Origin of the sequence: Sulfitobacter sp. F26204 (genome assembly GCF_026410305.1) — a bacterium.
Lineage (GTDB): Bacteria > Pseudomonadota > Alphaproteobacteria > Rhodobacterales > Rhodobacteraceae > Sulfitobacter.
Genome location: NZ_JAPMLQ010000003.1, coordinates 229,356 through 255,984 on the forward strand (window position 1 = coordinate 229,356; position 26,629 = coordinate 255,984).

General features: G+C 55.6%; 28 protein-coding genes. 7 read left to right on the forward strand and 21 right to left on the reverse strand.

All coding sequences use genetic code 11. The features are described 5' to 3' along the window. Positions 1–154 precede the first annotated feature (154 nt). From OS190_RS10005 to OS190_RS10020, 4 genes are all read right to left on the reverse strand, one after another. Positions 155–1,132: an LLM class flavin-dependent oxidoreductase gene (locus OS190_RS10005; RefSeq protein WP_267158545.1), complete on the reverse strand. Its 978-nt coding sequence runs from the start codon at positions 1,130–1,132 to the stop codon at positions 155–157. Between the two features lie 177 nt (positions 1,133–1,309). Continuing rightward, the gene (gene rpsI, locus OS190_RS10010; protein WP_267158546.1) at positions 1,310–1,798 is read right to left on the reverse strand and encodes a 30S ribosomal protein S9; all 489 of its coding nucleotides are present in this window, start codon (positions 1,796–1,798) and stop codon (positions 1,310–1,312) included. 2 nt (positions 1,799–1,800) lie between these two features. Beyond that, complete coding sequence (gene rplM / locus OS190_RS10015) at positions 1,801–2,262, reverse strand: 50S ribosomal protein L13 (RefSeq protein ID WP_267158547.1); 462 nt, start codon at positions 2,260–2,262, stop codon at positions 1,801–1,803. A gap of 156 nt (positions 2,263–2,418) precedes the next feature. Beyond that, positions 2,419–3,849, reverse strand: a complete 1,431-nt coding sequence (locus OS190_RS10020; protein ID WP_267158548.1) for an aminotransferase-like domain-containing protein — start codon at positions 3,847–3,849, stop codon at positions 2,419–2,421. A 107-nt stretch (positions 3,850–3,956) separates the two neighbouring features. Here OS190_RS10020 and OS190_RS10025 point away from each other — a divergent pair, with 107 nt between their 5' ends. Continuing rightward, positions 3,957–4,187, forward strand: coding sequence for a DUF1127 domain-containing protein (locus OS190_RS10025; RefSeq protein WP_267158549.1), 231 nt, complete (start codon positions 3,957–3,959; stop codon positions 4,185–4,187). Between the two features lie 67 nt (positions 4,188–4,254). Here the strand turns inward: OS190_RS10025 and OS190_RS10030 are convergent, their stop codons facing one another. After that, entirely contained in the window at positions 4,255–4,683 is a 429-nt protein-coding gene (locus tag OS190_RS10030) for a PaaI family thioesterase (RefSeq protein ID WP_267158550.1), read from the reverse strand. 59 nt (positions 4,684–4,742) lie between these two features. Between OS190_RS10030 and OS190_RS10035 the strand changes: the two genes are divergently transcribed. The 4 genes from OS190_RS10035 (at position 4,743) to gluQRS (ending at position 8,652) form a co-directional block, all read left to right on the forward strand. Further along, on the forward strand, positions 4,743–5,528 hold the full coding sequence (locus OS190_RS10035) for an enoyl-CoA hydratase (protein ID WP_267158551.1): 786 nt from the start codon (positions 4,743–4,745) through the stop codon (positions 5,526–5,528). A 248-nt stretch (positions 5,529–5,776) separates the two neighbouring features. After that, positions 5,777–7,129, forward strand: a complete 1,353-nt coding sequence (gene trmFO / locus OS190_RS10040) for a methylenetetrahydrofolate--tRNA-(uracil(54)-C(5))-methyltransferase (FADH(2)-oxidizing) TrmFO (RefSeq protein ID WP_267158552.1) — start codon at positions 5,777–5,779, stop codon at positions 7,127–7,129. 9 nt (positions 7,130–7,138) lie between these two features. Continuing rightward, positions 7,139–7,747: a class I SAM-dependent DNA methyltransferase gene (locus tag OS190_RS10045; RefSeq protein WP_267158553.1), complete on the forward strand. Its 609-nt coding sequence runs from the start codon at positions 7,139–7,141 to the stop codon at positions 7,745–7,747. Then, positions 7,744–8,652: a tRNA glutamyl-Q(34) synthetase GluQRS gene (gene gluQRS / locus OS190_RS10050; RefSeq protein ID WP_267158554.1), complete on the forward strand. Its 909-nt coding sequence runs from the start codon at positions 7,744–7,746 to the stop codon at positions 8,650–8,652. Before OS190_RS10045 ends, gluQRS begins: the two co-directional genes overlap by 4 nt. A gap of 9 nt (positions 8,653–8,661) precedes the next feature. Here gluQRS and hisI read toward each other — a convergent pair whose 3' ends face one another. Further along, positions 8,662–9,018, reverse strand: coding sequence for a phosphoribosyl-AMP cyclohydrolase (gene hisI, locus OS190_RS10055; protein ID WP_267158555.1), 357 nt, complete (start codon positions 9,016–9,018; stop codon positions 8,662–8,664). Between the two features lie 77 nt (positions 9,019–9,095). Here hisI and OS190_RS10060 point away from each other — a divergent pair, with 77 nt between their 5' ends. After that, positions 9,096–9,560 (forward strand): iron-sulfur cluster assembly scaffold protein, encoded by a 465-nt coding sequence (locus OS190_RS10060; RefSeq protein ID WP_267158556.1) that lies wholly within the window; start codon positions 9,096–9,098, stop codon positions 9,558–9,560. 173 nt (positions 9,561–9,733) lie between these two features. On the opposite strand, the gene OS190_RS10065 is transcribed toward OS190_RS10060, so the two are convergent. From OS190_RS10065 to sciP, 5 genes are all read right to left on the reverse strand, one after another. Further along, positions 9,734–9,862 (reverse strand): hypothetical protein, encoded by a 129-nt coding sequence (locus tag OS190_RS10065; protein WP_267158830.1) that lies wholly within the window; start codon positions 9,860–9,862, stop codon positions 9,734–9,736. 98 nt (positions 9,863–9,960) lie between these two features. After that, complete coding sequence (gene recG / locus OS190_RS10070; RefSeq protein WP_267158816.1) at positions 9,961–12,051, reverse strand: ATP-dependent DNA helicase RecG; 2,091 nt, start codon at positions 12,049–12,051, stop codon at positions 9,961–9,963. Next, entirely contained in the window at positions 12,048–14,168 is a 2,121-nt protein-coding gene (gene ligA, locus OS190_RS10075; protein ID WP_267158557.1) for an NAD-dependent DNA ligase LigA, read from the reverse strand. The genes recG and ligA overlap by 4 nt, the downstream gene beginning before the upstream one ends. 89 nt (positions 14,169–14,257) lie before the next feature. Next, entirely contained in the window at positions 14,258–14,965 is a 708-nt protein-coding gene (gene ctrA / locus OS190_RS10080; protein WP_267158558.1) for a response regulator transcription factor CtrA, read from the reverse strand. A gap of 96 nt (positions 14,966–15,061) precedes the next feature. Further along, a complete protein-coding gene (sciP, locus tag OS190_RS10085) occupies positions 15,062–15,340 on the reverse strand; it encodes a CtrA inhibitor SciP (RefSeq protein WP_267158817.1) in 279 nt (92 codons plus the stop codon). Between the two features lie 126 nt (positions 15,341–15,466). Here sciP and mnmA point away from each other — a divergent pair, with 126 nt between their 5' ends. Then, positions 15,467–16,609 (forward strand): tRNA 2-thiouridine(34) synthase MnmA, encoded by a 1,143-nt coding sequence (mnmA, locus tag OS190_RS10090; protein WP_267158818.1) that lies wholly within the window; start codon positions 15,467–15,469, stop codon positions 16,607–16,609. A 115-nt stretch (positions 16,610–16,724) separates the two neighbouring features. Here mnmA and lpxB read toward each other — a convergent pair whose 3' ends face one another. From lpxB to OS190_RS10140, 10 genes are all read right to left on the reverse strand, one after another. After that, positions 16,725–17,876: a lipid-A-disaccharide synthase gene (lpxB, locus tag OS190_RS10095; RefSeq protein WP_267158559.1), complete on the reverse strand. Its 1,152-nt coding sequence runs from the start codon at positions 17,874–17,876 to the stop codon at positions 16,725–16,727. After that, the gene (locus OS190_RS10100) at positions 17,873–18,673 is read right to left on the reverse strand and encodes an LpxI family protein (protein WP_267158560.1); all 801 of its coding nucleotides are present in this window, start codon (positions 18,671–18,673) and stop codon (positions 17,873–17,875) included. Before OS190_RS10100 ends, lpxB begins: the two co-directional genes overlap by 4 nt. Then, complete coding sequence (lpxA, locus tag OS190_RS10105; protein WP_267158561.1) at positions 18,670–19,452, reverse strand: acyl-ACP--UDP-N-acetylglucosamine O-acyltransferase; 783 nt, start codon at positions 19,450–19,452, stop codon at positions 18,670–18,672. Before lpxA ends, OS190_RS10100 begins: the two co-directional genes overlap by 4 nt. Then, positions 19,449–19,913, reverse strand: coding sequence for a 3-hydroxyacyl-ACP dehydratase FabZ (gene fabZ / locus OS190_RS10110; RefSeq protein WP_267158562.1), 465 nt, complete (start codon positions 19,911–19,913; stop codon positions 19,449–19,451). Before fabZ ends, lpxA begins: the two co-directional genes overlap by 4 nt. A 70-nt stretch (positions 19,914–19,983) precedes the next feature. Continuing rightward, positions 19,984–20,538, reverse strand: coding sequence for an OmpH/Skp family outer membrane protein (locus OS190_RS10115; protein WP_267158563.1), 555 nt, complete (start codon positions 20,536–20,538; stop codon positions 19,984–19,986). Between the two features lie 15 nt (positions 20,539–20,553). After that, complete coding sequence (gene bamA / locus OS190_RS10120; protein ID WP_502212114.1) at positions 20,554–22,911, reverse strand: outer membrane protein assembly factor BamA; 2,358 nt, start codon at positions 22,909–22,911, stop codon at positions 20,554–20,556. A 141-nt stretch (positions 22,912–23,052) separates the two neighbouring features. After that, the gene (locus OS190_RS10125; protein ID WP_267158565.1) at positions 23,053–23,178 is read right to left on the reverse strand and encodes a hypothetical protein; all 126 of its coding nucleotides are present in this window, start codon (positions 23,176–23,178) and stop codon (positions 23,053–23,055) included. A 126-nt stretch (positions 23,179–23,304) separates the two neighbouring features. Further along, complete coding sequence (gene rseP / locus OS190_RS10130; protein ID WP_267158566.1) at positions 23,305–24,651, reverse strand: RIP metalloprotease RseP; 1,347 nt, start codon at positions 24,649–24,651, stop codon at positions 23,305–23,307. A gap of 4 nt (positions 24,652–24,655) precedes the next feature. Next, a complete protein-coding gene (gene dxr / locus OS190_RS10135; protein ID WP_267158567.1) occupies positions 24,656–25,828 on the reverse strand; it encodes a 1-deoxy-D-xylulose-5-phosphate reductoisomerase in 1,173 nt (390 codons plus the stop codon). A 3-nt stretch (positions 25,829–25,831) separates the two neighbouring features. After that, a complete protein-coding gene (locus tag OS190_RS10140) occupies positions 25,832–26,626 on the reverse strand; it encodes a phosphatidate cytidylyltransferase (protein WP_267158568.1) in 795 nt (264 codons plus the stop codon). Between the last annotated feature and the right edge of the window lie 3 nt (positions 26,627–26,629).

Genomic DNA, 26,629 nt, shown 5'->3' on the forward strand with positions numbered 1-26,629 from the left:
GCACCTGTGGGTTTCTTCCGCCTTTGTTGAAATGCTGTCACAAAAGCGCGCATCGCTCTGGCCGGCCTCCGTTCCTGCAGTTCCACCTGTCCAATGCCCCCCCATCATCGCCGCCAACCAGGAAAACCGCGCCTCCGGCTGAGCAGATCTGCGCCTAGAGTCCGCCCATGATCTCGGCCGCGATGCCCAATGATCTGACCCGTGCCGCATGGTCATGAATTTGACTGGTCAGGATGATCTCATCCGGCTGATACCGTGCGATCAGTTTTTGCAACTGCACCCGAACGGTTTTGGCACTCCCCGTCGCCGACACCCGCATCATCTGGTCAACTGAAACGCGCAGTTCTGCGCCGATCACCGCGTCAATATCCTCAACCGGCCGGGGCAGTTTACCGCGTGTACCTGTACGCATCCGGGCAAAGGCCTGTTGCATGGAACTGCGTAAATACGCCCCTTCGGCATCGGTATCTGCGGCAAAAACATGCGCCGCCAACATGAAATGTGGCTTCTTCAGATGCGTGGACGCTGTAAATCTGTTGCGGTACAGATCGCGTGCCGTTTCCAATGCATCAGGCGCAAAATGAGAGGCAAATGCATAGGGCAGACCGAAATGCGCCGCAAGCTGCGCCCCATAAAGCGACGATCCCAATATCCAGACTGGCACATGGCTGCCCTCTCCGGGCAGGGCACGCACTGGTGCATCTGGACGCGGGTCCCCTAGATAGCCGATCAATTCAGCCACATCGCCAGGAAAATCATCGCTCCCGGAACGCCGCAGGGCCTGATACACGGCACCATCACCACCAGGGGCGCGTCCAAGCCCCAGATCAATCCGGTCTCCATAGAGGGCGGCCAGGGTGCCGAATTGTTCCGCAATCGCCAAGGGTGCATGATTGGGCAGCATGATTCCACCGGCACCGATCCGCATGACAGATGTATGTGCTGCCACATGGGCAATCAAAACCGAGGTGGCTGCACTCGCTATCCCGGGCATATTGTGATGTTCCGCCATCCAGTAACGGTGAAACCCCATTTTCTCGGCCTGCTGCGCCAGGTCAGTCGTATTGCGCAGGGCCTGTGCCACGTCATGGCCTTCCGGGACCGGTGCCAGATCAAGAACAGAATATTTCATCGCCTCACTCCCGGATGAAAAACCATGACAATCTCGGTTCTTCGGTTTGAATTCATCTTGCAAATAAACTCTGGGGGTCTGGGGGCAAGCCCCCAGTCGGTCACACCCAAGGTGGCGTGAAATAAAAAGGGCCGCACCCACCGGTACGGCCCTTTTACCAAATGGTTACAACAAGACTTAACGCTTGGAGAACTGGAAGCTCTTGCGCGCTTTGGCCTTACCGTATTTCTTGCGTTCCACTACACGGCTGTCGCGGGTAAGGAAACCTGCGGCCTTCAGCGCACCGCGCAGGGAGGGATCATAAAGCTGCAGCGCTTTGGACACCCCATGCTTGACGGCCCCTGCCTGTCCGGACAACCCGCCACCCTTGACAGTGGCGAAGACGTCAAACTGACCTTCGGTGTTGGTGATGCCGAACGGCTGCGCGAGGATCATCTGCAGAACCGGCCGCGCAAAATATTCATTCTGGGGCTTGCCGTTTACGACAACCTTGCCGGAACCGGGCTTGATCCAGACGCGGGCCACCGCATCCTTGCGCTTGCCTGTGGCATAGGAACGACCCAGCGCATCGCGAACGGGCTCGCGGGGTGTCATCTCGACTTCTGGTGTCGGCTCAACGCCGGCCACCTGTGCAAGGTCTTCGAGTGTGTTGATTTCATCGGACATGTTCATGCACTCCGCGTGTTTTTGGGGTTCATGGCTTTGACGTCCAGAACTTCTGGGTTTTGCGCCTCATGCGGGTGCTCTGCGCCGGCATAGACACGCATGTTCGTCATGATCTGGCGGCTCAAACGGTTGCCCGGCAGCATGCGCTTGACCGCTTGGGTCACGATACGCTCTGGATGCTTGCCATCGAGGATCTGCGCTTTGGTGCGCTCCTTGATTCCGCCGGGGTGGCCGGTGTGCCAGTAGAATTTCTCGTCACGCTTGTTGCCGGTCATCTGGACCTTTTCAGCATTGATGATGATGACATTGTCACCACAATCCATGTGAGGCGTGAAAGAGGGCTTGTGCTTGCCACGCAAGCGGGTGGCGACGATTGACGCAAGACGGCCCAGCACGACGCCTTCGGCGTCAATGATGATCCATTTCTTGTCGATGTCAGCCGGTGTTGCTGAGAAGGTTTTCATCGGAATGTCCTGTTTGTTGTGTGACAGGAAGACTAAGCCCCTGTCCAGTCGTGATGGCTGGGGTATAAACGCACAGGCTGCACCGTCAAGCGCCATATCATCTATTTAATCATTGAAAAACAATGTCTTATAAATTAGGTAATATATTACCCCACTTCAAACACCTATTTCTTCGGGCGGATTGTCCAGCAACTTGCGCAGCCGCAGCATTGCGGCTTCAAAACTGTTCAGGGAAACACCACCATTCACTGCCATGCGCACCGCATGGGGGCTATGGGCATCGCGACAGGCGAATTCTTCGGCGGCCCTGATCTGCACACCCTGTTTTTCTGCTGCCTGACAAAAGGCTGTGGCCCGCCAGCCCTGCGGCAGTTGAAGCCAGAAGAATGGCACATCCCGTCGCCACAACAAATCATACCCACCCAAGGTATTCACCGCAACCTTGACATAGCGTTCAACACCCAGGCGCGAGACCTCCATGATCCTTGGCAGTTTCGGATGCGCCAGCAAAGCCGCCGTCAGGTCCAGTATGGGGGTGGCCAGCCCAAAGAACCCATGTTCAGCAGAGCGGTGCAGCGCGGCTGACATGCCTCTGGGACCAATGGCACATCCGATCCGCAAGGCAGGCGTAACAGATTTAGACAGCGACGTTACATACCAGCCCCGTTCTGGTGCCAGTTGACGGTACCCCTCTCCCTCGGCGCGGCCCATACGGTAACAATCGTCTTCCAGAATTTGCAAGTCAGCGCGACGCGCCACCTCAACCAGCGCATGGCGCCGCTCCATTGGTGTGAAACCGCAGGTCGGACTGTGCACTTCCGGTGAGGTACACAGCACTTGCGCCTCCGGGTGCCGTTCGGCCTGAAAGGCCAGCGCCTCGGGAATGATGCCGTCCCTGTCACAGGGAATTGGTACAATGTCAGCGCGCAACAACTCTGCAGCACGCCGAAATCCGGGATAGGCAAGGTCCTCGACAAAGACCACCGGCCGCTTGCCGCGCAAGATGGTCTGGAACACCAGTAGAATGGCGTTTTGCCCCCCATGGGACAGCACAACATCATTTTCATCGAATTGGCCGATGGGGGCACCATTCAGCCATTGCGCCATGGCCAGCCTTGCCGGCCTTGCACTGCGCCGCGATGGATAATGCATCAGCCCCGAAGGCGGTTCCTGGGCGATTTCGGCCAGCAAATGACGAATCAATTCGACCTGCCCCCCATTTGGCAAATGGGGTGAAAAAAGATTTACCGCATTGTAATCATGGTGACTATCGTGGGCGATGGTGTCAATCTCGATGAGGTTCAGCGGCAATTCGCCCGCTTCCCTATCCACGGTAGTTGTCGGGTCTGAAACAAATGTACCGCGCCCGACTTCGGCATGAAGCACACCGCTGTCTGTCAACACCGTATAGGCTCGCGCTACAGTACCCGGTGTGATCTGCAATCTCCAGGCAAGATCCCGCACTGGCGGCAACTTTTCCCCAACGGTCAATCCGCCACTTGCAATCTGATCACGGATCATTGCGACCACTGCTTTGTACTTGGGTTTGGTATCACGCAAGCCGCTTTGAACCCAAATTGTATCCATTACAATATTCCCCTAGCGGCTTTGTATCATTTTTCGTATCAGTTGATTGTAGCAATTTGCTATATTGTGTCAATACAACCATCAAGATCGAGACAAGGAGATTTCCCATGACACACGCAAGGCCCATTCCGACTGATGCTTTCGGCATCCTGTCCCAGCCCGGTGCACCGATTGTGGCCAAGCTGGCGGTCAAATTTGCGGTCTGCATGACAACATGGGCCACACGCCGCCGTACACGGCTGGCATTGTCGCAACTCGCCCCTTGGCAGTTAAGCGATGTGGGACTGACACCGGATGAGGCAAAGACTGAGTCTTTCCGTGTGTTCTGGCGGGACTAGCTTCCCCGGTAGCGTTCGCCAGACCTCTTCTGAACTGGGCCGGAAATTTTCCGGCCCCTTTTTCGTTTCATCCCATGGATTTGGGCGGAATTGCATAGGTCAGGCTGGCCCGGGCAACCGGCATATTCATCCCTTCCGAAAACAACATGACGTCGCTGACCGATAGTTGCTTACCCAACTTTAACAAACGCGCTTCGGCGATCAGCGGTACACCCGCTTCGGGCTTGCGCATGAAATCAATCGAACAGTTTGTGGTCACCGCCAGGGCCTTGGGCCCGATATGCGCCAATGTCACGACATAGGCCGCGACATCTGCAAGCCCGAACATCGCAGGACCGGAGATGGTGCCACCGGGGCGCAAATGTTTGTCCGAAGTCAACAATCGCATCACAACCCTGCCCTCCGAAACTTCGTCGACGTGAAAATCATCTGCGACCTGTTCAAAGACCTCAACGAGGAAGGTGTTCAATTGCTCGGCACTCATCACCACGGCCATACTTGTTCTCCCATGTATGCTTGGCCTAGAGTTGGCCCAGAAACTGCAGAGGTGGCAAGATGGCAATTCTTGAAGTGACGCAACGTGGCCCCGTGGCCCATTTGACGTTGAATGCGCCGGAGCGGTTGAATGCTCTTTCGGATGAGATGTTGGCAGCCTTGCAAACCACATTGGACAGCTTTGCCAAAGACCCCGCAACTCGGGTTATTACCCTGTCCGGGGCAGGCAAGGCATTTTGTGCTGGACATGACCTGCGCCAGATGACCGCCATGCGGCAGTCCGAGGATGGTGGTGCCGCTGCCTTCAAGGACCTGTTTGATCGCTGTGCGACCGTTATGGCGCGCATTCGCTCTCTGCCTCAACCGGTCATTGCCCAGGTGCACGGCATTGCCACTGCTGCCGGGTGCCAATTGGTGGCGACCTGTGACATGGCGGTTGCTGCGGAAGGCACGCGATTTGGTGTAAACGGTGTCAATATTGGCCTGTTTTGCTCTACCCCCATGGTCGCCCTCAGCCGGAATATCCCGCGCAAACAAGCCTTTGAGATGTTGACCACAGGAGAGTTCATCGGGGCCGGGCGTGCGGTGGACTTGGGGCTGATAAACCGCTGCGTGCCGCAAGAGGATCTGGAGCAGGAAACCGCAGCACTTGCAAACCTAGTGGCCAGCAAACTCGGTGCCGCAGTGAAAATCGGCAAAGACGCATTTTATGCCCAAATCGAAATGGGAACGGCAGAGGCCTATCACTACACAGGCGACATCATGGTCCAAAACATGATGCGCAGTGATACCTCCGAAGGCATTCAGGCATTTCTGGAAAAACGTGCGCCGAATTGGGATCAGTGATTGTTTCGCAACTGTTAAGCCATTGTTGCGAAATCAGGGCTATCAATTGGGGCACAATTGGGGCATGTTTATGACATAGCGCAGAAGCGCTTGATTATTTTTGGGTCGCCGTCCGGCAGAAGGTCCCTCCAGATCAGCCTCTCACTGATCGGCCATACCTGCAACGGCGACCCCAAAATCCCCCCGGATAGAAATCTGTAATACAACTGGCCATTGCGCCTGCGCCGCCCCTGTCCTAAATCCGTCAAATGGATAAAATATTGCACATCATCGGCGGCGGCATGGCCGGATCTGAAGCGGCCTGGCAGGCTGCAAACGCTGGCGTAAAGGTGGTCTTACATGAAATGCGCCCCAAAGTCGGCACTTTCGCCCATCAAACAGGCCTGTTGGGTGAAATGGTGTGTTCAAATTCCTTCAGATCAGATGATTCCGAACAGAATGCTGTTGGGTTGCTACATTGGGAAATGCGCGCTGCCGATGGCTTGATCATGGCGACCGCCGACAAACACAAACTGCCCGCAGGCGGTGCTTTGGCTGTAGACCGCGAGCCCTTCGCCCAATCGGTGACGGACAGCCTGATGGCGCATCCGAATGTAACGGTAGAACATGGTGAAATTACCGAGCTGCCTGAAGATGGACAGTGGATCATCGCAACCGGTCCGTTGACCTCAGGCGCCCTGGCCACAGCGATTGCCGCCGAAACGGGTGCCGAAGCCCTGGCTTTTTTTGACGCCATCGCCCCCATTGTGCACCACGACAGCATCAACATGGATACCGCATGGATGCAGTCGCGCTATGACAAGGGCGAGACCGACGAAGAAAGAACCGCCTACCTCAATTGCCCAATGACCAGGGATCAATATGAGGCTTTTATCGACGCGTTGCTTGCAGCTGATAAAACTGAGTTCCGCGAAGGCGAAACCGCAGGGTATTTTGACGGCTGCCTGCCGATCGAAGTGATGGCGGAAAGAGGCCGGGAAACGTTGCGTTTTGGCCCGATGAAACCTGTGGGTCTGACCAATCAGCACCAACCCGATGTCAAACCCTATGCCGTGGTGCAGCTGCGCCGCGATAATAAACTGGGTACATTGTATAATATGGTCGGCTTTCAGACAAAGATGAAATACGGCGCACAAACCAATGTTTTCAAGATGATTCCCGGCCTCGAAGATGCCTCTTTTGCGCGCCTTGGGGGGATCCATCGCAACTCTTTCATCAATTCGCCCACGCTGCTTGATGACCAGATGCGCCTGCGTTCGCGGCCCAACATCCGTTTTGCCGGCCAGATTACCGGTGTAGAAGGCTATGTTGAAAGCGCCGCAATGGGGCTGCTGGCAGGTCGCATGGCCGTTGCGGAAATGCAGGGTAGCAGCGCCCCGACACCGCCAAACACGACCGCAATGGGCGCACTCATTACGCACATCACAGGTGGCGCAGAAGCAAAAACCTTTCAACCGATGAACGTGAATTTCGGACTGTTTCCGCCTGTCGAGGGATTGAAATCTGGCCGTCGCGGCCGCAAGGACCGCTACAAGGCCTATACAGACCGGGCCAAGCTGGATTGGCGTGCCTGGCTGGACAGGATCGCTGTGCCTGCCTAAACTTGGCCCATGACAGAAAATTTTCTGAACAAAGTCTATGCGGTACGCGGTGAGGAAGAAACCCGCGCACTTTATGATGCCTGGGCCACAAGTTACGAGGCCGAAGTGGCCGAAAACGGCTATGCAACCCCAGGGCGCTGTGCGGCTGCGCTTGCCAAAGTCACTGCTGACCTGACGGCACCGGTTCTTGATTTTGGATGTGGCACTGGCCTGTCGGGTTTGGCGCTAAGACTCGCCGGGTTCACCACTATTGACGGTGTGGATATTTCCGAGGAAATGTTGCGCCATGCAGCAGCAAAGGATGTCTACCGCAACTTAACCCGGATCGAAGGTGACGCCGGTTCAACCGCCAAAACCTATGGTGCGATTGCCGCAATCGGCGTGATCGGATCTGGTGCGGCCCCTGTTTCGGTTCTGGATATGTTGATGAAGGCATTGCCACGCGACGGTCGGTTGGTCTTTTCCTTTAATGACCACACCCTCAACGACCCCATCTATGAAGGACGAATTTCCGAATGGACCGACTGTGGTGCCGCCCGTCTGATTTTTCGTGAGCACGGGGATCACTTCCCTAAGCTCAAGATCAACTCCAATGTCTATATACTTGAAAAAACGTGACTTTCAGAACCCGTTTTGCGCCATCCCCAACCGGGCCACTGCATCTGGGGCACGCATATTCGGCAAAACGCGCCTATGATATGGCGGCTGCTGCAGATGGTGAATTTCTGCTGCGGATCGAAGACATTGATCAAGGTCGCGCGCGCCCCGAATGGGAGGCACAGATCTATGACGATCTCGCCTGGCTCGGGTTGAGTTGGCCACAACCGGTAATGCGCCAGTCAGAGCGGCGCGCTGCCTATGATTTGGTTTTGGACTCCCTGTGGTCTCTTGGTTGTCTGTATCCCTGCAGCTGTAGGCGTTCCGACATCTCTGCCGTGCTTTCCGCCCCTCAGGAAGGCGTTGCAACCTTGGGACCGGACGGCTTGATCTATCCGGGCACCTGTCGATCCGCGAAAAACCTGCGCAGCTCATCACGCCCCAGAACTGATGTCGTTCTGCGGCTTGATTTCCAGGCGGCACTGGAGCGGATTAGCCCGCAAACCCCTGTTGATGAACAGGTCTTCAGCTTTATCGAGACCGGGGCAGGTCCGAAGGGGGAAACAGCCTGTATCTCGTTCACGGGTCAGGATGTCATCTCTTCAGTTGGTGATATTGTCATTGCACGTCGCAACATGGGCACTTCATATCACCTCGCCGTGGTGGTCGATGACGCCGCCCAGAAGATCAGCCATGTGGTGCGCGGTGCTGATTTGTTCGAAGCGACCAAAATCCATGTTGTGTTGCAAAGGCTACTGAACCTGCCAACACCACATTACCATCATCATCGGTTGATCAGGGACAATAACAACAAAAGACTGGCAAAAAGGGATGACGCACGGGCCATTTCACAGTTTCGCGCCGAGGGTATGGAACCAAAAGAAATCTATTCATTATTAGATGATTGCAATTTAAACTTAAAGTAAAACCTTAAGTCAGATTGGCCTTGCAATTTCCTGCACCTCACCGTTATGGATCGCGCGGTAAAAACAATGTCGCCGCCCGGTGTGGCATGCCGCCCCGGTCTGGTTCACCAGCACCAGCAAACAATCCTGGTCGCAATCAAACCGCATCTCCACAAGTTCTTGAACGTGGCCGCTGGTTTCGCCTTTTACCCAAAACGCCCGACGCGAGCGGCTCCAATAGGTAACCTGACCTGTTTCAAGCGTGCGTGCGATGCTCTGGGCGTTCATCCATGCGAGCATCAAAACTTCGTGACTGGTGGCATCTTGCGCAATGGCAGGGATCAACCCTGCTTCATTAAATGTCAGCTGCGTCGGATCAAAAATCATGTTGCAATCTTCCTTCAAAAATTTTGCATCTGCGGACGGGAAGGTTATGTAGGGATTAACGGGTGAAGGAAATAGCCATGGCTGGCGAGACCGATCTGATCAAACTCTATTCTGCGCGCATTCTGGCGTTGGCTGCTGAGATTCCGCATCTGGGCCGACTGGAATCGCCGGATGCGACGGTCAAGCGCCGATCGCCGCTCTGTGGATCTACGGTGACGGTGGATGTACAGGTTACTGATGGCCGGCTGACAGATCTGGGCCAAGACGTCAAAGCCTGCGCTCTGGGGCAGGCAGCGGCTGCGGTTGCAGGTGAAGCAGCACCTGGTGCCACTCTGGATGTCATCACACGCGGGCGCGACCAGTTGCGGGCAATGTTGAAAGAGCATGGGAAAGTCCCCGACGCTCCCTTTGACGGTTTTGACGTATTGACCCCGGCTGTTGCTTTTAAAAACCGCCATGCCTCCATAATGTTGAGCATGGAAGCCATCGTCGAGGCCATGGAAGAGGCCGCCGCTGGCACTTCGGGCGTCAGCCAGGCCTAAAAAAAACGCCGCACATCCCGAAGGATGGCGGCGTAAGGAAGGCGTTCCTCATGTGGGACCCGATTTACCCAAGGGGCCGAAACCCCGTGTCGACCAAGGACAGGCAGTGTCAGTCGACCGCATCAGTTGGGACGAATGCATAGGGCAAATCGGCATGAGAGCGCAGGCAGAAATCAAACAAAAGCAGGTAGATACAAACCAACAACAAGCATCACAACCAGTGCTGCCGCACCGATGGCATCCTGCAAGATCGTATCCTGAGACCGCGTGGCGATGGATCTGAGTGTCTTGAGCGTTGTCATCAGTATCTCCCGTTCTTGTTGCCCCTTTGTTCTCACTTCCTCGTTCGCTTGTAAAGAACTTTTTACGAACATTTGTGAACAAAAGAAGGTAATTACATCTAACCCACTGAAATCAAACGGATCGCTTCGTCTTGGCGCATGAGCCATAATAACATTCGCGTTGCCATTCCCCGACTGCTTTGCAATCTCGGGTCATCATGCAGTAATTTTCGCGCGTCTGACTGCGCAATCGCCATCAACGCTGCCTGTTTCTCAAGATCTGCAACCTTGAAACGCGGGATCCCGGATTGGGCAGTCCCGATCAAATCACCAGTGCCACGCATGCGCAGGTCGGTTTCGGCAATGACAAACCCGTCCTCTGTCTCGCGCAGAACCTCAAGCCGCTGACGGCCCGTTTCCCCGATCGGGTGCTGATACAGAAGCAAACAGGTCGAGGCCGCCTGCCCGCGCCCGACGCGTCCACGCAACTGGTGCAATTGCGCAAGGCCAAAAATTTCGGCCCGTTCGATGACCATGATTGTCGCATTGGGTACATCCACACCGACTTCGATAACGGTTGTGGCAACCAGAACCTGGGTCACGCCCTCCTGAAATGCCTGCATTGCAGCGTCTTTTTCCGCCGGCGGCATCTGCCCATGAACCAGTCCAACAACCCTTTCACCCAGTGCCGCACGAAGCTGCTTGAACCGTTCTTGCGCCGCGATGAGGTCGCTGACCTCGCTTTCCTCGACCAAGGGGCATACCCAATAACATTGCCGCCCTTTTGCGACCGCGGCGCGCAGGCGACCAACAACCTCATCCAACCGATCCGTACTGACCAGCGCGGTGGTGATGGGTTGGCGGCCGGGAGGTTTTTCATCCAGCACGGAAACATCCATGTCGCCGTATTGCGCCAGGGCCAGAGACCGGGGAATTGGCGTGGCAGTCATCACCAACACATCCGGTCGGTTGCCCTTTTTCCCCAGTTCCAGCCGTTGGCGTACCCCGAACCGATGCTGTTCATCAACGACGGCCAAACGCAAATCCGAAAACTGCACATCCGTTTGAAACACCGCATGGGTCCCGACAAGAATCTGGATTTTCCCAGCCGACAGCGCTGCCAGCTTCGCCTGACGTTCGCTGCCCTTGTCGCGGCCTGTCAGAATTTCAAGAACAATCCCCGCCTTCTCGGCCATCGGGTGCAAGGCCTGCATGTGTTGACGCGCGAGAATCTCGGTCGGGGCCATCAATACGCCCTGCCCACCAGCCTCTACCGCCGCCAGAAGCGCCATGAAAGCGACCAGCGTTTTTCCAGCCCCTACATCCCCTTGAAGCAAACGGTTCATCCGCTGAGCTGCGCCCATGTCCGACGTAATTTCCGAAATTGCCCGTGATTGTGCCGCCGTTGGTGTATAGGGCAATGCGGCAATGACACGCGCCTGAAGTCGGCCGTCCCCCCGGGTGCTGCGACCCGGCTTTCGGCGTTCTGTTTGCCGGGCCAGTGCCAATGTAATCTGATGGGCATATAATTCGTCATACGCCAATCGTTCACGTGCCGGCGCAGTCGAAACCAGATCTTCCTGACTGCGCGGATCATGAGCGGCGGCGACCGCCTCATTAAATCCTGGCCATCCGGCGCTGGTTTTCTGTGAAGAATCTATCCACTCGTCCAATTGAGGCAGTTTTGCCAATGCGCCCCGCGTGGCCTTGAACATCAATTTCTGGGTGACGCCGTCGGTCAGCGGGTAGATAGGCTCAAAAGCGGGAATCGAACGAAGATCTTCTTCCGGAACGGAAAAATCCGGATGCACCATCTGTGCCATCCCGTCAAAAACCTCTACCCGGCCAGAAACGATCCGCCGGGATCCCTCCGGCAGCTGCCGCGCCAGATAATCGCCACGCGCATGAAAATATACCAATTGAAAATGCGTTTCCGAATCTTCTACATGAATACGATATGCGCCCCCCTTGGTGCGGGCATGCCTATGTGCCCCTATGGTGACAGCGACGGTCAGGGTCGCGGGCAAGAGCGCACCTTTTACACTGTTGCGCAGGCTTCGGTCGATACCGGCATAGGGCAGCGTAAACAAAAGATCACGTGGGGTCTGTACCCCCAATTGAACAAAATGTTGCGCCGTTTTCGGGCCTACCCCATCCAGCGTCTCAAGGCCGGCAAACAATGGAAAAAGAGGTTCGGGACGCTGGTTCATGAGGCCCCGATCAGCTTGAGCCATTCGCCCTCACTGAGGGTTTCCACACCGAGATCAGCCGCTTTCTTTGCCTTGGAGCCCGCCCCTGGCCCCGCAACCAGAATATCCGTTTTTGCGCTGACCGATCCGGAAACTTTGGCCCCCAAACGCTCTGCGCGGGCTTTGGCTTCGGCGCGGCTCATCTGTTCCAATGTACCGGTAAAGACAACGACCTTGCCTGCAACCGGACTTCCCGAAGTGTCGGGGCGTGTGACAGGTTGCACTTCTAACTGGGCGATCAACCGGTCGATCGACGCTCTTTCACGTTCCTGCGCAAAGGCACTGACCAGTGATCCAGCCATGACGCTGCCCACACCATCAATGTCGATCAGGTCTTCCCAGGCGGCCCCTTCCAAAGGCGCGGCCTTCTTCATCGCCGTTTCAAATGTCGACCAATCGCCATAGTGCATGGCCACGAGGGATGATGCCGCTTCGCCCATGTGACGAATCCCGAGGGCAAATATCAAACGATCCAGCGGGATCCGCCGCTTTTCATCGATGCTATGAAACAGGTTCGTCGCGGATTTCTCACCCCAGCCTTCGCGGTTCTTAAGCTGTTGCAGCCCCTGGGAATAACGTTCCTTGAGTGTAAATATATCCGCCGGTTCCGCGATCCATCCGTCAGTGTAGAACTGTTCTACCTGCCTGGCTCCCAACCCTTCGATGTCAAAGGCAGCTCGTGAAACAAAATGCTTGAGCTTTTCCACCGCCTGCGCCGGACAGATCAGTCCTCCCGTGCATCGGCGCACCGCATCGCCGGGTTCGCGCAGGGCTTCGGACCCGCATTCGGGACAGGTGTCGGGAAAAACAAAGGCTTTGGCGTTCTCTGGGCGCCTGGAAAGATCTACATCCGCAATCTTGGGGATCACATCACCGGCGCGATAGACTTGGACCCAATCGCCAATGCGAATGTCCTTGCCGCCCCGAATTTCGCCCCCTTTGCTATCAAGACCCTTGATATAGTCTTCGTTGTGCAGGGTTGCGTTAGAAACAACAACGCCGCCAACTGTCACCGGCTGCAACCGTGCGACCGGTGACAATGCACCAGTACGGCCCACCTGAATGTCGATGCCTGTCAGCCATGTCCATGCCAGTTCTGCCGCGAATTTATGGGCTATGGCCCAACGCGGAGTGGTAGAGCGAAACCCCAGCCGTTCCTGCAATGCCAAATCGTTCACCTTGTACACCACACCGTCAATGTCATATCCCAGCGTGGCACGTTGGGTTTCTATTTTTTCATAGTGTGTGAGCAATTCAGCCGGCCCGTTGCACAAAGCTGTCAACGGATTGGTGGCAAAGCCAAAGGCCTGTAAGCGGTCAATCGCGTTTTTCTGTGTATCCGCCAAGGGGGCTGACACTGCGCCCCAGGCGTAGGCAAAGAACTTCAGCGGACGCGCCTGCGTAATCCTGCTGTCCAATTGACGCAATGATCCTGCGGCAGCATTGCGCGGATTGGCAAAGGCTTTGGCCCCTGCGTCCAACTGACGACTGTTCAATGCTTCAAAGTCCGTATGACTCATATACACTTCACCACGGACCTCAAGAACGGCGGGCGCATCGGTTATTTTTTCGGGAATATCGGCAATCGTGCGGGCATTTGCGGTGACATTTTCTCCCACTGCGCCATCCCCGCGCGTCGCAGCCTGTACCAAGGCGCCGTTCTCATAACGCAGTGACAAGGACAGCCCATCAATCTTAGGTTCTGCGGTGAAGGCAAGCGGGGCATCCGGCCCAAGGCCCAGAAACTTTCGAATGCGCGCATCAAATTCGGTCACGTCCTCGGCGTCAAATGCGTTCGACAACGACAGCATCGCCACTGCATGTGTGACCTTGGAAAAACCTTCTGCCGGGGCGGCACCCACCTGCTCGGACGGGCTGTCGGCGCGTTTCAATTCGGGGAACCGAGCTTCGATAGCAGCATTGCGTTGTTTCAGCGCATCATAGGTGGCATCATCAAGCCTGGGGTCGTCCGCTGAATGATAATCGTGATTGGCACCGGCAAGAATACCGGCCAGCCGCGCCAGTTCAATTGCCGCTTGATCAGCCGTCAAAATGTCTACGTCAATCTGTGCTGTCATCGCTGATGCTTTGCCCCTGTCGGTTTCTTTAACCAACAGATAGGTTGCAGCGCAAAGCAGGTCTAGCGCGATTTGGCGTTATCTCATGTTCACGCTGTTGCGGCCAAGCTCATCTGGCCGGGTTCCGGGTCTCGCAGGACATAGCCACGTCCCCATACCGTTTCGATATAATTTTCGCCGCCTGTTGCGATGCTCAGCTTCTTGCGTAGCTTGCAAATAAATACATCGATGATCTTCAGTTCGGGTTCATCCATGCCCCCGTAAAGGTGGTTAAGAAACATTTCCTTGGTCAGGGTTGTGCCCTTGCGCAGGGAAAGCAGCTCAAGCATCTGATATTCCTTGCCCGTCAAATGCACGGTCTGATTGTCGACACTCACCGTTTTTGCATCAAGATTGACGGCGATTTGCCCTGTCTCGATAACAGATTGCGAATGCCCCTTGGACCGCCTGATGATTGCATGGATTCGGGCCACCAGTTCTTCGCGGTGAAACGGTTTCGTCAGGTAATCGTCTGCACCGAATCCGAACCCCTTGATCTTGTTCTCCGTATCGTCGGACCCGGAAAGGATCAGGATCGGCGTTTCAATCCGGCTCAACCGCAGTTGCCGCAATACCTCATGGCCATTCATGTCGGGGAGTTCGAGATCCAGCAGAATAAGATCATAATCATACAATTTTGCCAAATCTATCCCTTCTTCCCCCAAATCGGTAGCGTAGACGTTCAAATTGGCATGTGTCAGCATCAACTCAATGCTGCGCGAGGTTGTTGGGTCATCTTCGACAAGCAGTACACGCATTCATCTTCTCCAAATCGTCTTCATCACGGTTGGACTGGATCGTGAACATAAAAGGTTAACCACCCGTTACCGATGTGCAAAATCTAAACAAACAACTTAAGGTTGTCTATACTTTTGTACCATTGTTGCCTTCAATGCGGATTCACCGTGTTCTGTAACGGCGCGTACCCACTCAAGAAATTCTTCTTCGCTGATTTGATAGCGCGCAAGCGCTTCCTCCTGGCTCAGCAGGCCGTATACGACCCCACGAACAACTGCCGCCTTGCGTGAAGCAACCCACCGCCTTGTTTTAGTACTTGGCAGGTCGGCCTGGCTCATGATGCTGCCATCGGCCAGCGTCACAGACCGCAGGCCATCCACTTTTTTCAGATACATCAATACTATCCAATCCTTCGTACAGAAAGCAGATTGACCAGATTGCCCTTAACGCCGCATGAAGCAGCCCCTTGTGAGTAGTTAGGATTTTCCTATATTCCCTCCTAACAACTCCCGGAGAGCATGATGCCGCTTGATCAGACCCCACCGCTGAATTCTCTTGGCTTTGCCAAGGCCCCCGCCGACACTCGGGTCGTGGTGGCAATGTCGGGTGGTGTCGACAGTTCGGTCGTGGCCGCGATGCTGTCTGAAGAAGGCTATGACGTCATCGGCGTCACGCTTCAACTGTACGATCACGGCGCAGCCTTGGCCAAAAAAGGTGCCTGTTGCGCAGGGATCGACATTCACGATGCGCGTCGCGTCGCCGAGGAAATGGGTTTTCCGCATTATGTCCTGGACTATGAAAATATTTTCCAGGATGCCGTTATCGACGAATTTGCAGACAGCTATCTGAACGGGGCGACGCCTGTACCCTGCATCCGCTGCAACGAACGGGTCAAGTTCAAGGACCTGCTTGAAACCGCACGCGACCTTGAAGCGGACTGCATGGCGACCGGACACTACATCCAACGCAAAATGGGCACCGAAGGTCCGGAATTACACAGTGCCGCAGATGCCAGCCGAGACCAGAGCTATTTTCTGTTTTCCACCACGGCGGAACAGCTTGACTTCTTGCGCTTTCCATTGGGTCATCTGCCTTCCAAGGACGATACGCGGGCATTAGCTGCAAAATACGGTCTGAGTGTTGCTATGAAACCGGACAGTCAGGATATTTGCTTTGTCCCGAACGGTGATTACGCTGCCGTCATTCGCAAATTGCGCCCCGAAGCAGAAGGCCCCGGCAATATTGTTGATGCCAACGGTACAGTTCTGGCCCGACATGATGGGATCATACATTACACCATCGGGCAACGCCGTGGCCTTGGCATCGGGGGGTTGGCGGATCCATTGTATGTTGTAAAACTCGATGCCGACCGCAAGGAAGTCGTCGTAGGACCAAAATCCATGCTGGCAACCCGCACCGTACCCGTGCGTGAAATCAACTGGTTGGGTGATGCGCCGATGATGTCACGCAGCGAATGGCCGATTGCGGTCAAGGTCCGCTCAACACGGCCACCGCGTGATGCCATTTTGCGCCCCATCAGCGACACAACAGCAGAGGTCGAATTGCTGACCCCGGAACAAGGTGTTTCGCCGGGCCAGGCCTGTGTCTTTTACGACCCCGAGAGTAGCCGCATCTTTGGCGGCGGTTGGATTCATAAAGGCTGATCCAGCCCCGGAGGGCGCAAACGGTTACCAAGCTGGGAGGGCGTGGATGCGGTGCGTCAGCGTCACCGGGTTTTGATCAGATCCCCCTCTCAAAGTGGCAAAGCCCCATCAGAGGTTACAATCCTTCCAGCACCGCCCTGGCCGCCCGCAAACCGGGTGCCTCTCCACCCTGCCCCAGGCGCTTCATCGCAAGCGCCATTGCCTGATATTGCGTATCCGGCCCATCCAGAATATGCAGAATCCCTTCGGCGATCGGGCCGGGTCTGCAATTTGCGCCGATGTATTCCGGCACCGCGCGGGTTTCAGAGACCAGATTCACCAAGGTCACCGTATCAACCTTGACCATCCGTCCAATGACCTGACGGCTCAGCCAGTTCATATCATAAGCGATCACCATCGGCGTTTCACTGGCCGCCAGTTCAAGCGATACAGTGCCTGATACCGCCAGCGCCACATCTGCGGCACGGAAGGCAGCGCGTTTTTCAGCAAGCGGATCAACGCCCTGGTTCGACAACGGATCCAGCACCACAGGCTGCACACCCCAGTTACGCACCAGCATGCGCACGGCCTTGACCACAGGTGCCGCAGCGGGGATCACCACACGCATTTCGGGACGGGCGACCTGTAATCGTGCGACGACCTGTTGAAACACCGGTCCAAGGCGTGACACTTCGCTTTGGCGTGATCCGGGCAAAACAAGAAGCAACGGCGCATCGCCAAGCCCATGTTTCGCGCGAAAGGCCGCGGCTTGCGCAGCACTTGCCACAGGTTCCGCGACCACTGGATGACCAACAAAGTCGCAACGCATGCCCGCCGCTTCCATATAGGGAGGTTCAAAAGGCAAAAGGGCCAAAACCTGATCTATGTAGCGCGCCATCTTTTCAGCCCGACCAGGGCGCCATGCCCAAACAGTGGGCGCAACATAGTGCACACATCTGATCTGGCTTACCGCCTTTACCTGACGCGCAACGCGCAACGAAAAATCGGGGCTGTCGATCGTAATCAATACATCCGGCTGCATGTCGACAACGGCCGCCGCGGTTTGATTGATCCGCAATTTCAGGGCACGGTACCTGGGCAGGATCTCGGCCAGTCCCATCACACTCAACTCCGACATGTCAAACCGGCTGTTGAGCCCCTCGGCCGCCATGGCTGAACCGCCTATTCCTTCAAAGTGCACATCAGGCCGCAGGCTTTTTAGCCCCGCCATAAGCGCGCCGCCCAATTTGTCTCCCGAAGGTTCGCCGGCGAGAATAAATACCTTCACTCTGTGCCTCCACGGCGCGACCAAAGCACAAGTCCATATTCATCGGCAAGAGCGGTGCAGCGCGTCGCATCAAGGACAATCACATCCCCTTCATCCACGATCACCCCGACAAGTCCGGCCTCATGTGCGGCCTTGATCGTATCTGGTCCGATCGTGGGCAGGTCGATCTCACGGATCTGACCTATCTTTGGTCCCTTGCACAAGATCGCATTCATCTTGGGGGTCTTGGGTGGCAGTGTTGCAAGCAGATGATCTGTCCCCCCCATGGTTTCAATGCCCAGAACCTGTTCCTGACCGATCACACAGGCCTGACCGATGTCCAAAGGGGCCAAACCGGCAAGAACCGCTTCACCCCGCGCAGCATCACGGCGCATCTGTGCATCGGGCCATTTTTCAGACAGGACACCTTGCTCGGCGACCAAATCGGGCAGCAGCACATCCGCGCCCACTACTGTAAAACCTGTCTGTTCGAATATCTCTTTGATAATCTGCAACGCTCCGTTGTCCCCGGCTGCCAAAGCCTTTTGAAACAAGGGCACCAATGGCAGTGTTTCAGCATCCAGTTTGCTTGGATCAAGGTCGGGCCTGTCGATCACGCCGCAAAAACAAACCTGCGTCACGCCACGTTCCCCGAGGTCAACCAGAAGCGTGCCGAGCGTTTCAAGCCGGAAGGTCAAATCCACCTCAAGCCCGTCGGGCACGGTGCCCTCGTAAGCGCAAATGACGGGGGCTACCTCTTGCGATCGCGCCACCTCAATCGGCAAACGTCCACGGCCTGCGATCAACGCCAGCGTCATTTCGGCGTCAGGAAATGGCGACCGGTGTCGGCCTGAACAAAATCTACGATCTGGCGGACATAATCGCTTTCTGTTTCCTCCCCTAACCGGCGGGCGCGATCATGAAACGTGCCGTCGCCCTGGGCCAACATCTGAAAAGCCGCCCTGAGCGCCGTAATATCGGCTCGGGCGACGCCGCGCCGTTTCAGACCGACAAGGTTCAACCCATCGAGTTCACCTCGCGGTGCCTGTACCAGACCGTAAGGAATAACATCGTTTGTCACCATTGTGACTGCCCCGATGATGGCGCCCTGCCCGATACGCACAAACTGGTGAATACCGGCAAGTCCACCAATGATCACATCATCCTCAAGGATGCAGTGACCGGCGACAGCAGCCGAATTCACCACGATGACGCGATTTCCCAGGATTGCATCATGCGCGATATGGCAACCGGCCATGAATAAACCGTCATCGCCAATCTTTGTCAGCCCGCCGCCCCCTTCGGTACCGCAGTTCATCGTGACATGTTCACGAATGCGGTTGCGTTTGCCGATCACGAGGCGGCTTGCCTCTCCCTTGAACTTCAAATCCTGTGGAATCTCACCAATCACTGCAAAAGAAAAGATTACAGTGTCTTCACCCACTTCGGTGCGTCCCTTGACCACCACATGAGACTTTAATTCAACGCCGGCTTTCAACACTACCTCGGGTCCGACCAGACAAAAGGGCCCTATCACCACCGACGGGTCGATCTGCGCCCCTTCTTCGATCAGCGCAGAGGGGTGGATGTTGCTCATTTCGGCAGATCCAGCATGGCCATGAATTCGGCTTCTGCGGCCATTTCACCTTCGACCGTTGCCACACCTGAGAATTTCCAGATCTTTCCACCGGCCTTGCCACGCAGCGTCTTGAGATCCATGCGCAGCACGTCACCGGGCACTACCTTGCGGCGGAATTTGCATTTGTCGATGGACATGAAATAGATCAGCATTTCCTTGTCCATCTGATCAAGGGCGACCCCCACCATCACGCCAGCGGTCTGCGCCATTGCTTCGACGATAGTGACCCCGGGCATGATCGGCGAGCCCGGAAAATGGCCCTGAAAATGGGGTTCGTTCATGGTGACATTCTTGTACCCAACCGCGGATTCCGTGCCGTTGATCTCATCAACCTTGTCGACCAGCAGGAACGGGTAACGATGTGGCAGGATCCGTTGGATCATCTGGATGTCAGCGCGCTGGAGGTCTTGACCGGTCATGCGGTGTCCTTTGGTGTCTTCAAATGTACCGAGATGGCTATCAATTTCTGGACATGCGGGCAAGCGGCGCTCAATCAGAGCCGCTGCCCAATGTTTCATTTATCCGCGCGATTGCGTCGTCGGTGATCTCGATCGCGGAGGAACTTACAAAGACAGAACGCAATTCAAGGATCACTGCGGCATCGGTTTCGCGCATCAAACGTTCAAGCACCGGACCGGCCGCGCCGAGGAAAACCTCGCGTTCCTGATCCAGCAATGTGGTCAGTGCACGCCCTTTGGTTGCCTGTACCTGCCTGATTTGCTGTACTTTTTCATCAAATTCATTGGCAAGCGTTCGGAACTCTTCCGCATCCATGGTGGCACGCACCTCTGTCAGCTGCTTTTCCTCGGCCTCAAGATCCGCTTCGATCTTGCGGTTTTCCGCAGCCAAGGCTGTGCCTTTGGCTTCGACTTCGGCGGCAACGCGCTGGCCAAACTCGCTTTCCAGAAACAACCGTTCAGAATCAATTGTGAGGATCGGACTTACAACGCTTCCGCGATTTAGGTCAGCGACGGACAAGCCCTGCTGCGCGCCGCCCGCCTGCACTTGTCCCAAAAGAGCCAAGGCAACCAGAATTGGGCGCACCGCACTCCGCATCACTTAAAATTGAGTGCGGAGCGTGATCTCAAACGACTGTTCTTCGTCAAAATCCTCGCTTTTCAGCGCTTTGGAGAAGTTGAACTGCAAAGGACCAACCGGTGTTGTCCAGAAAAGGGAAACCCCGACCACATGACGGAAAGACCCGGTTTCGCCCAGGATCGTGCCGCCATTCGGATTGACGTCATCCAAATTCCAAAGATTGGCTACGTCATAGAAAACGCCGCCGGAAATGCCGTATTCTTCGGGCAGCCCCAAGGGGAATTCCGCTTCGAAACGGGCGGCGACATATAGGTTGCCCCCAAGTGGATCATTTGTCGTCCCGCTTACATCGCGTGGACCAATGCCACCGGGTTCGAAACCGCGAATAATCGACGGGCTAAGCAAGAACCGGTCAACCACTCGGTTGGTGCCCTCCTGCCAAGCCAATGCCCCCCCTTCGAGCGTTGCCCGCAGGGTCACGTCTTCGTTGAAGACACGCTTTTCACCAACGACCTTGGCCACGGTCTTGATGAATTTGCTGTCACCACCGAGGCCGGCAAAATCCTGACTGAACTGAAACAACACACCCGCATTCGGGTCCAGCCCGCTGCGCCGCGTGTCATAGGTATATTCATACCCGATCGACGACGAAACTTGCGCACCCGCTGCGATGTCACCACCGATCGTCAGACCGTTTTCCGAAGGGTCACGTTCCAGAAGCTCAATCTGCTCTGCAGTATAGCGCAGCGACAAACGCCCGTTTTCGCTGACAGGAAAGGACAGCGAAGGTTGGAAAATCAACCGTTCAGTGTCGTAGCTTGCATAGGTGGAATTGGTTTCAGCATAGTCGATGTTCAGACCAAAGGCCAAATCGCGTCCCAACAGCGCAGGTTCGACGAAATTGATGCCATAACGTGTGGCGTCTTCGGCAGTTGAGATCGACAGCGAAAGCTTTTGGCCACGCCCCAGAAAGTTCTCTTCGGCAAAGCTGACCGCGACCCCAATGCCATCGTTGTTGGAAAACGACCCGCCAAAGTTCAAGGAACCCGTGGGTTTTTCGACAACATCAACATCGACGACAACCTGTTCACCACTTGACCCTTGCCGCGCGTTAACTTCGGCGGTTTCAAAATAGTTCAACGCGCGAATACGTTCTGCCGCCTGACGAATTTCGCGTGGATTGAAGGGATCACCCTCGACACTGTCGAACTGCCGGCGGATGACGCGATCAAGCGTTGTTGTATTCCCCTCAATATCAATGCGTTCTACAAACACGCGCGGTCCGCGGCTGATGACATAGGTTACATCCAGAGTCAGATCACGATCATTGCGGTTTATCTGCGGCTCAACGCGCATGAAATCAACGCCATCACGGATCGCCTGGCGTTCAAGCCGTGCAATATCTGCCTCTACAAGCGTGGGGGAATAGACCACACCGGGGCGGATTTTCACAATTTTTCGGTAGGTTTCGGGATCGACGCCGTTCATCTCGGACACGACCGAAACCTCGCCGAACTTGAATTGTTGTCCCTCGGTCACATTATAAGAAACGAAAAAGCCGTCCCGTTCCTCTGTCAACTCGCCATTGACGGCGGTGGTGCGCATATCGACATACCCACGCGAAAGATAAAAATCGCGCAACAATTGTTTGTCGACTTCGACCTGTGCTTCACGAAAGGTATCGCGCTTGACCAGTCGGCGAAAGATTCCCGCCTGTTTGGTGCCCAGAACCCGCCGCAGGCGGCGGTCGGAATATTTGCGGTTGCCGACAAAGCTCAACCGTTCGATTTCAACGTTATTGCCTTCAAAGATTTCAAAGACCAGATCGACGCGGTTTTGGTCGCGCCGGATAATACGGGGTTGAACACGCGCTGCGATACGCCCTTCCGAGCTATAGGCCTCGGCGATGGCGGCAGCATCGGATTTTGCCTGCGCCGGGTTGAAAACCCTACGTTCGGTGGAACCGATAAGTTGTTCCAGCACCTCGTCCTTGATCCGCTTGTTCCCTTCGAACCGCACACGGTTCAAAGTAGGCAGTTCGACAACTGAGATAACCAGCGTGTTTCCGCGTGGTTCAATCTCGACGCTCTCGAACAAACCGGAATTCTGCAGGTTTTGATAGGCATCGTTCAATTGACCACCCGAAACCGGTTGGCCACGGCTGATTCCAGCGCGGCGCAAAACCGCAGCATCACCAATCCGGTCGTTGCCGTTGATCTGGACCGAATTGAACTGGTATTGCTGGGCTTGTACAGGCATGGGCATAGCCACCCAACCCACTGATAACAATGCGCAAACCGACGCACTTTGTGCAAGTTTGGCAATTGACGTTTTTCTGGCCTGTTTGAAAGGCGCTTTGCCCCACGTGCTCGGTCTCATGGTTTCAACCCACTCAATAGACTTCATTATGCCCCTGAGTACGTTAGCGATGCGGCTTTGTCAAAACCCTCACAGGCAAAAAGCACTACATAAAGCAGTGCAATTCAGCGCAAAAACATCATCATGTGGGTAAGGAGAGGCTTAGAGAGCCCCGATAAACGCCCCAGCGGCCAGGGCAAGAGCAATCGTAAAGATATAAAGCACGCGATCCCAGTTGAGATCCATCAAAAGGCTGAGGCCGCGATAAGAACTTTGAATGGTTTGCATGAGGTCAATCCTTTGGGTTGGAGTCAACCTATCCGCTGATTGGGGCATGATTTGGACGAAATGTGGCAAAATGGGGGCATTTGCAAAGTCACCCCCATTTTTGCGAATTTTCTTGGGTCTTGATCCTCAAGGGCAAAAAAGATCGTTGCCCAACGCAAACACCATCAGCGACAGCACCATCGCCAGACCAATCGTCATCAAAACCTTCAGTGCCTTGTCGCTTGGTGGTTTGCCGGTGACCGCCTCATAGGCGTAAAATGTCAGGTGGCCTCCATCCAGTGCTGGCACAGGGAACAGGTTCAACAGGCCCACAGCCGTGCTGAGCACCGCGATGAAATAGATGAATGATTGTGCTCCTTGACTTGCCATCGCCCCTGAGGTTTGGGCGATGCCCACCGGCCCGCTGAGGTTACAGGTACTTATGTTGCCCACAATCATTTCGCGCAGACCCGATAGGGAACCGGTAATAATACGCCATGTATTCGCAACCCCGCCACCAATAGCATCGGTCAGATCCGGTCTTTCGGTGGCCGCTTCAAAGGCCATGCCCCCCGCAATGCCAATGCGCAGAGCCCGCTTGAACGATCCATCTGCCTGCGGTTCATCAACCTGTTTTGGCGTCATGGTGAAATCAAGGGTTTCACCATCGCGCCAAACGCGCAACGAAAGCGGAGCACCATCAGAGCTTTCGACGGCAGATTTCAGTTCAGCAAAGGCAAAGACATCCTTGCCGTCGATCCCGGTTATCACATCGCCCGGTTGCAATCCCGCATCAATCGCAGCGGATTGCGGGACCACCTGCAACACCACCGGCGGCAGTAAGTATGGGCCATCGACTGACATTTCGACACCATCGCGTCGAACACCATAGGTAATCAGCGGTTCTTTGGGCAAAGCCTCTATGAAATCGGCGTAGGCCGGATTTTCCTCTGGAATTACACTGCCCTGAACGGTCACGATTTCATCGCCTACCTGTAGTTCCGCGCCCCCTTGTGGCAGGTCTCGCAATTCACCAACCGTCAGCGGTGCCCGTGGAACGCCAACCGAAAAACTAACCGCGACAAAGATCATGATCGACATTGCGAAATTGAATGCAGGACCCGCCGCAACGGTTAACGTGCGCGCCCAGAGTGGCGCACCATGCATCGTATGCCGCGCCGCCTCCGGGTCATCAGCCACGGCTGCCATCGCTTCTTCATCCTTGCCAGAAGCGGCATTCGCATCCCCTGCAAATTTGACATAGCCGCCAAACGGCAGAGCTGCGATTTGCCAAACAGTGCCGCGTTTGTCGGTGCCCGACCACAAAACCGGGCCGAACCCCAGCGAAAACACATCCGCCTTGATCCCGCACCAACGGCCTACGATATAGTGGCCATATTCGTGAACTGCCACGATCACCGAAAGCGCGATGACAAAGGCCAGCAACGTCCAGATCAAACCGCCAAATTGCGGTATCAGCCCAACAATATCCAAAACTCTACCCTGCTCTTTTATGAATGGCGTCTTGTGCCGCCTGACGTGCCAAATGGTCTATTTGCAGCACGTTATCAAGGGTCATGGTGGCAGCAATATGACCATCCGAAGCTGCAATTCTGGCCAGAACGTCCTCAACCACCTCTGCCATCTGGGGAAAATTGATCCGACCGGCGATAAATCCGTCCAATGCCGTTTCCTTGGCTGCATTGAACACAGCCCCCATCATGCCACCCGCCTGCATGGTCTCACGCGCAAGACGCAGGGCGGGCCAGCGCCCTTCGTTCGGGGCGCGAAACTCAAGGCTGCCAATCGCGGCAAGGTCAAGCCGTTCGACCGGCAATTGGCGGCGTTCGGGATGGTGCAACGCAAATCCGATCGCATGACGCATATCAGGGGGACCGACATGGGCCATGAGCGCGCCATCGTTAAATCCGACCAGTGCATGAATCATGGATTGTGGATGAACCAGAACCTCGATCTGTTCGGGCGAAACATCAAAAAACTCATGAGTTTCTATTACTTCCATGGCTTTGTTAAACATGGATGCACTGTCGATCGTTATCCGCTGGCCCATATCCCAATTGGGGTGGTTCGAGGCCTGATCCAATGTTGCTTCGCATAGTTTGTCGACGGGCCAATCCCGAAAGGCACCGCCGCTTGCCGTGATGATGATGCGCTCGACCGCCTTCAGATCCTCACCGATCAACGCTTGATAAATGGCCGAATGTTCTGAATCAACCGGGAGAATTTTCGTGCCATGCCGACCTGCGGTTTCCAGCACCAGCCTACCCGCACAGACCAGCGATTCCTTGTTTGCCAGCGCCAGAGTGGTGCCCTGTTCCAGCGCGGCCAGCCCCGGTGCCAGACCTGCTGCGCCGACAATCGCCGACATGATCCAGTCAGCAGGGCGTGACGCAGCTTCAATGATTGCGGCCTTGCCTGCGCCCGCGTCAATGCCAGACCCCTGCAAGGCATCGCGCAGGTCATCCAACAGATGATCATGTGCGGTAACAGCAATATCGGCGCGCAATGCAATGGCATCCTGTGCGAGCTGTGCAATATTGCCAGCCCCCGTCAAGGCGACCACGTCATATTCCCCGGCTGCACGTGCAATCAAATCAATCGTGTTCTGCCCAATGGAGCCCGTCGCCCCCAAAATGCTGACCCGTCGCATGGATCAGTTGAGGCCCGGTGGAAAACCGACAAGCTGCCCGATGACCAGCAATAGCACGGCTGCACCAAGCATGCCGTCAAAACGATCCATCAGGCCGCCATGGCCAGGAATCAGGCTGGAACTGTCTTTCACACCCATTTTTCGCTTGAGGGCGGATTCGGCAATGTCGCCGATCTGCGATGCCATCGACAGAACAATCGAGACGCAGACCAGTTGCAACCAGATGCCTGTATTGATTGAAAAAAGCAGCCCGACAATCGCGGCCCCGATCCATCCGGCAACTGTGCCGGACCATGTTTTCTTGGGCGATACCGCCGGCCAGAGCTTTGGCCCGCCAATCATTCGGCCGGCAAAATAGCCTGCGACGTCGGTTGCAACCACAACCAACACCAACCATAGCATCCAGCCAAAGCCCAGATCGTCACGGACCTGCATCAGGCTGTAACCCGTAAGCAGGATAACCAAGGTAAATGCCGCGTAGATCCGGCGATTGTTGGTCAGCAGGGACTGGCCGACAAGCACCGGCACCAACAACAGGACCAACGCCACAATCACGGGCAAATAAATCGCCGCGAACACTGCAACGCCCGTCAATGCACCCAGTTGCAATTGCTCATGTTTGACACCGGGTCGCAGCATGCCGACCAATTCCCAAACCATGATCGCGCAAATTAAAGACACCAGCAGGTGAAACACATGTCCGCCCAATGCGATACTGACAAGACCGACAGCGACCATCACGGCACCTGCCCCCACGCGTGCTTTGAGATCGGACCAGTTTTGCGCGGTATTTTTCATTTC

What these genes read in the sequence shown, in the direction of transcription:
- OS190_RS10005 (WP_267158545.1), bottom strand. Translation starts at nt 1,132, where the DNA reads ATGAAATATTCTGTTCTTGATCTGGCACCGGTCCCGGAAGGCCATGAC.
- rpsI (WP_267158546.1), bottom strand. Translation starts at nt 1,798, where the DNA reads ATGTCCGATGAAATCAACACACTCGAAGACCTTGCACAGGTGGCCGGC.
- rplM (WP_267158547.1), bottom strand. Translation starts at nt 2,262, where the DNA reads ATGAAAACCTTCTCAGCAACACCGGCTGACATCGACAAGAAATGGATC.
- OS190_RS10020 (WP_267158548.1), bottom strand. Translation starts at nt 3,849, where the DNA reads ATGGATACAATTTGGGTTCAAAGCGGCTTGCGTGATACCAAACCCAAG.
- OS190_RS10025 (WP_267158549.1), top strand. Translation starts at nt 3,957, where the DNA reads ATGACACACGCAAGGCCCATTCCGACTGATGCTTTCGGCATCCTGTCC.
- OS190_RS10030 (WP_267158550.1), bottom strand. Translation starts at nt 4,683, where the DNA reads ATGGCCGTGGTGATGAGTGCCGAGCAATTGAACACCTTCCTCGTTGAG.
- OS190_RS10035 (WP_267158551.1), top strand. Translation starts at nt 4,743, where the DNA reads ATGGCAATTCTTGAAGTGACGCAACGTGGCCCCGTGGCCCATTTGACG.
- trmFO (WP_267158552.1), top strand. Translation starts at nt 5,777, where the DNA reads ATGGATAAAATATTGCACATCATCGGCGGCGGCATGGCCGGATCTGAA.
- OS190_RS10045 (WP_267158553.1), top strand. Translation starts at nt 7,139, where the DNA reads ATGACAGAAAATTTTCTGAACAAAGTCTATGCGGTACGCGGTGAGGAA.
- hisI (WP_267158555.1), bottom strand. Translation starts at nt 9,018, where the DNA reads ATGATTTTTGATCCGACGCAGCTGACATTTAATGAAGCAGGGTTGATC.
- OS190_RS10060 (WP_267158556.1), top strand. Translation starts at nt 9,096, where the DNA reads ATGGCTGGCGAGACCGATCTGATCAAACTCTATTCTGCGCGCATTCTG.
- OS190_RS10065 (WP_267158830.1), bottom strand. Translation starts at nt 9,862, where the DNA reads ATGACAACGCTCAAGACACTCAGATCCATCGCCACGCGGTCTCAGGAT.
- recG (WP_267158816.1), bottom strand. Translation starts at nt 12,051, where the DNA reads ATGAACCAGCGTCCCGAACCTCTTTTTCCATTGTTTGCCGGCCTTGAG.
- ligA (WP_267158557.1), bottom strand. Translation starts at nt 14,168, where the DNA reads ATGACAGCACAGATTGACGTAGACATTTTGACGGCTGATCAAGCGGCA.
- ctrA (WP_267158558.1), bottom strand. Translation starts at nt 14,965, where the DNA reads ATGCGTGTACTGCTTGTCGAAGATGACCCAACAACCTCGCGCAGCATT.
- sciP (WP_267158817.1), bottom strand. Translation starts at nt 15,340, where the DNA reads ATGTATCTGAAAAAAGTGGATGGCCTGCGGTCTGTGACGCTGGCCGAT.
- mnmA (WP_267158818.1), top strand. Translation starts at nt 15,467, where the DNA reads ATGCCGCTTGATCAGACCCCACCGCTGAATTCTCTTGGCTTTGCCAAG.
- OS190_RS10100 (WP_267158560.1), bottom strand. Translation starts at nt 18,673, where the DNA reads ATGACGCTGGCGTTGATCGCAGGCCGTGGACGTTTGCCGATTGAGGTG.
- lpxA (WP_267158561.1), bottom strand. Translation starts at nt 19,452, where the DNA reads ATGAGCAACATCCACCCCTCTGCGCTGATCGAAGAAGGGGCGCAGATC.
- fabZ (WP_267158562.1), bottom strand. Translation starts at nt 19,913, where the DNA reads ATGACCGGTCAAGACCTCCAGCGCGCTGACATCCAGATGATCCAACGG.
- bamA (WP_502212114.1), bottom strand. Translation starts at nt 22,911, where the DNA reads ATGAGACCGAGCACGTGGGGCAAAGCGCCTTTCAAACAGGCCAGAAAA.
- OS190_RS10125 (WP_267158565.1), bottom strand. Translation starts at nt 23,178, where the DNA reads ATGCAAACCATTCAAAGTTCTTATCGCGGCCTCAGCCTTTTGATGGAT.
- dxr (WP_267158567.1), bottom strand. Translation starts at nt 25,828, where the DNA reads ATGCGACGGGTCAGCATTTTGGGGGCGACGGGCTCCATTGGGCAGAAC.
- OS190_RS10140 (WP_267158568.1), bottom strand. Translation starts at nt 26,626, where the DNA reads ATGAAAAATACCGCGCAAAACTGGTCCGATCTCAAAGCACGCGTGGGG.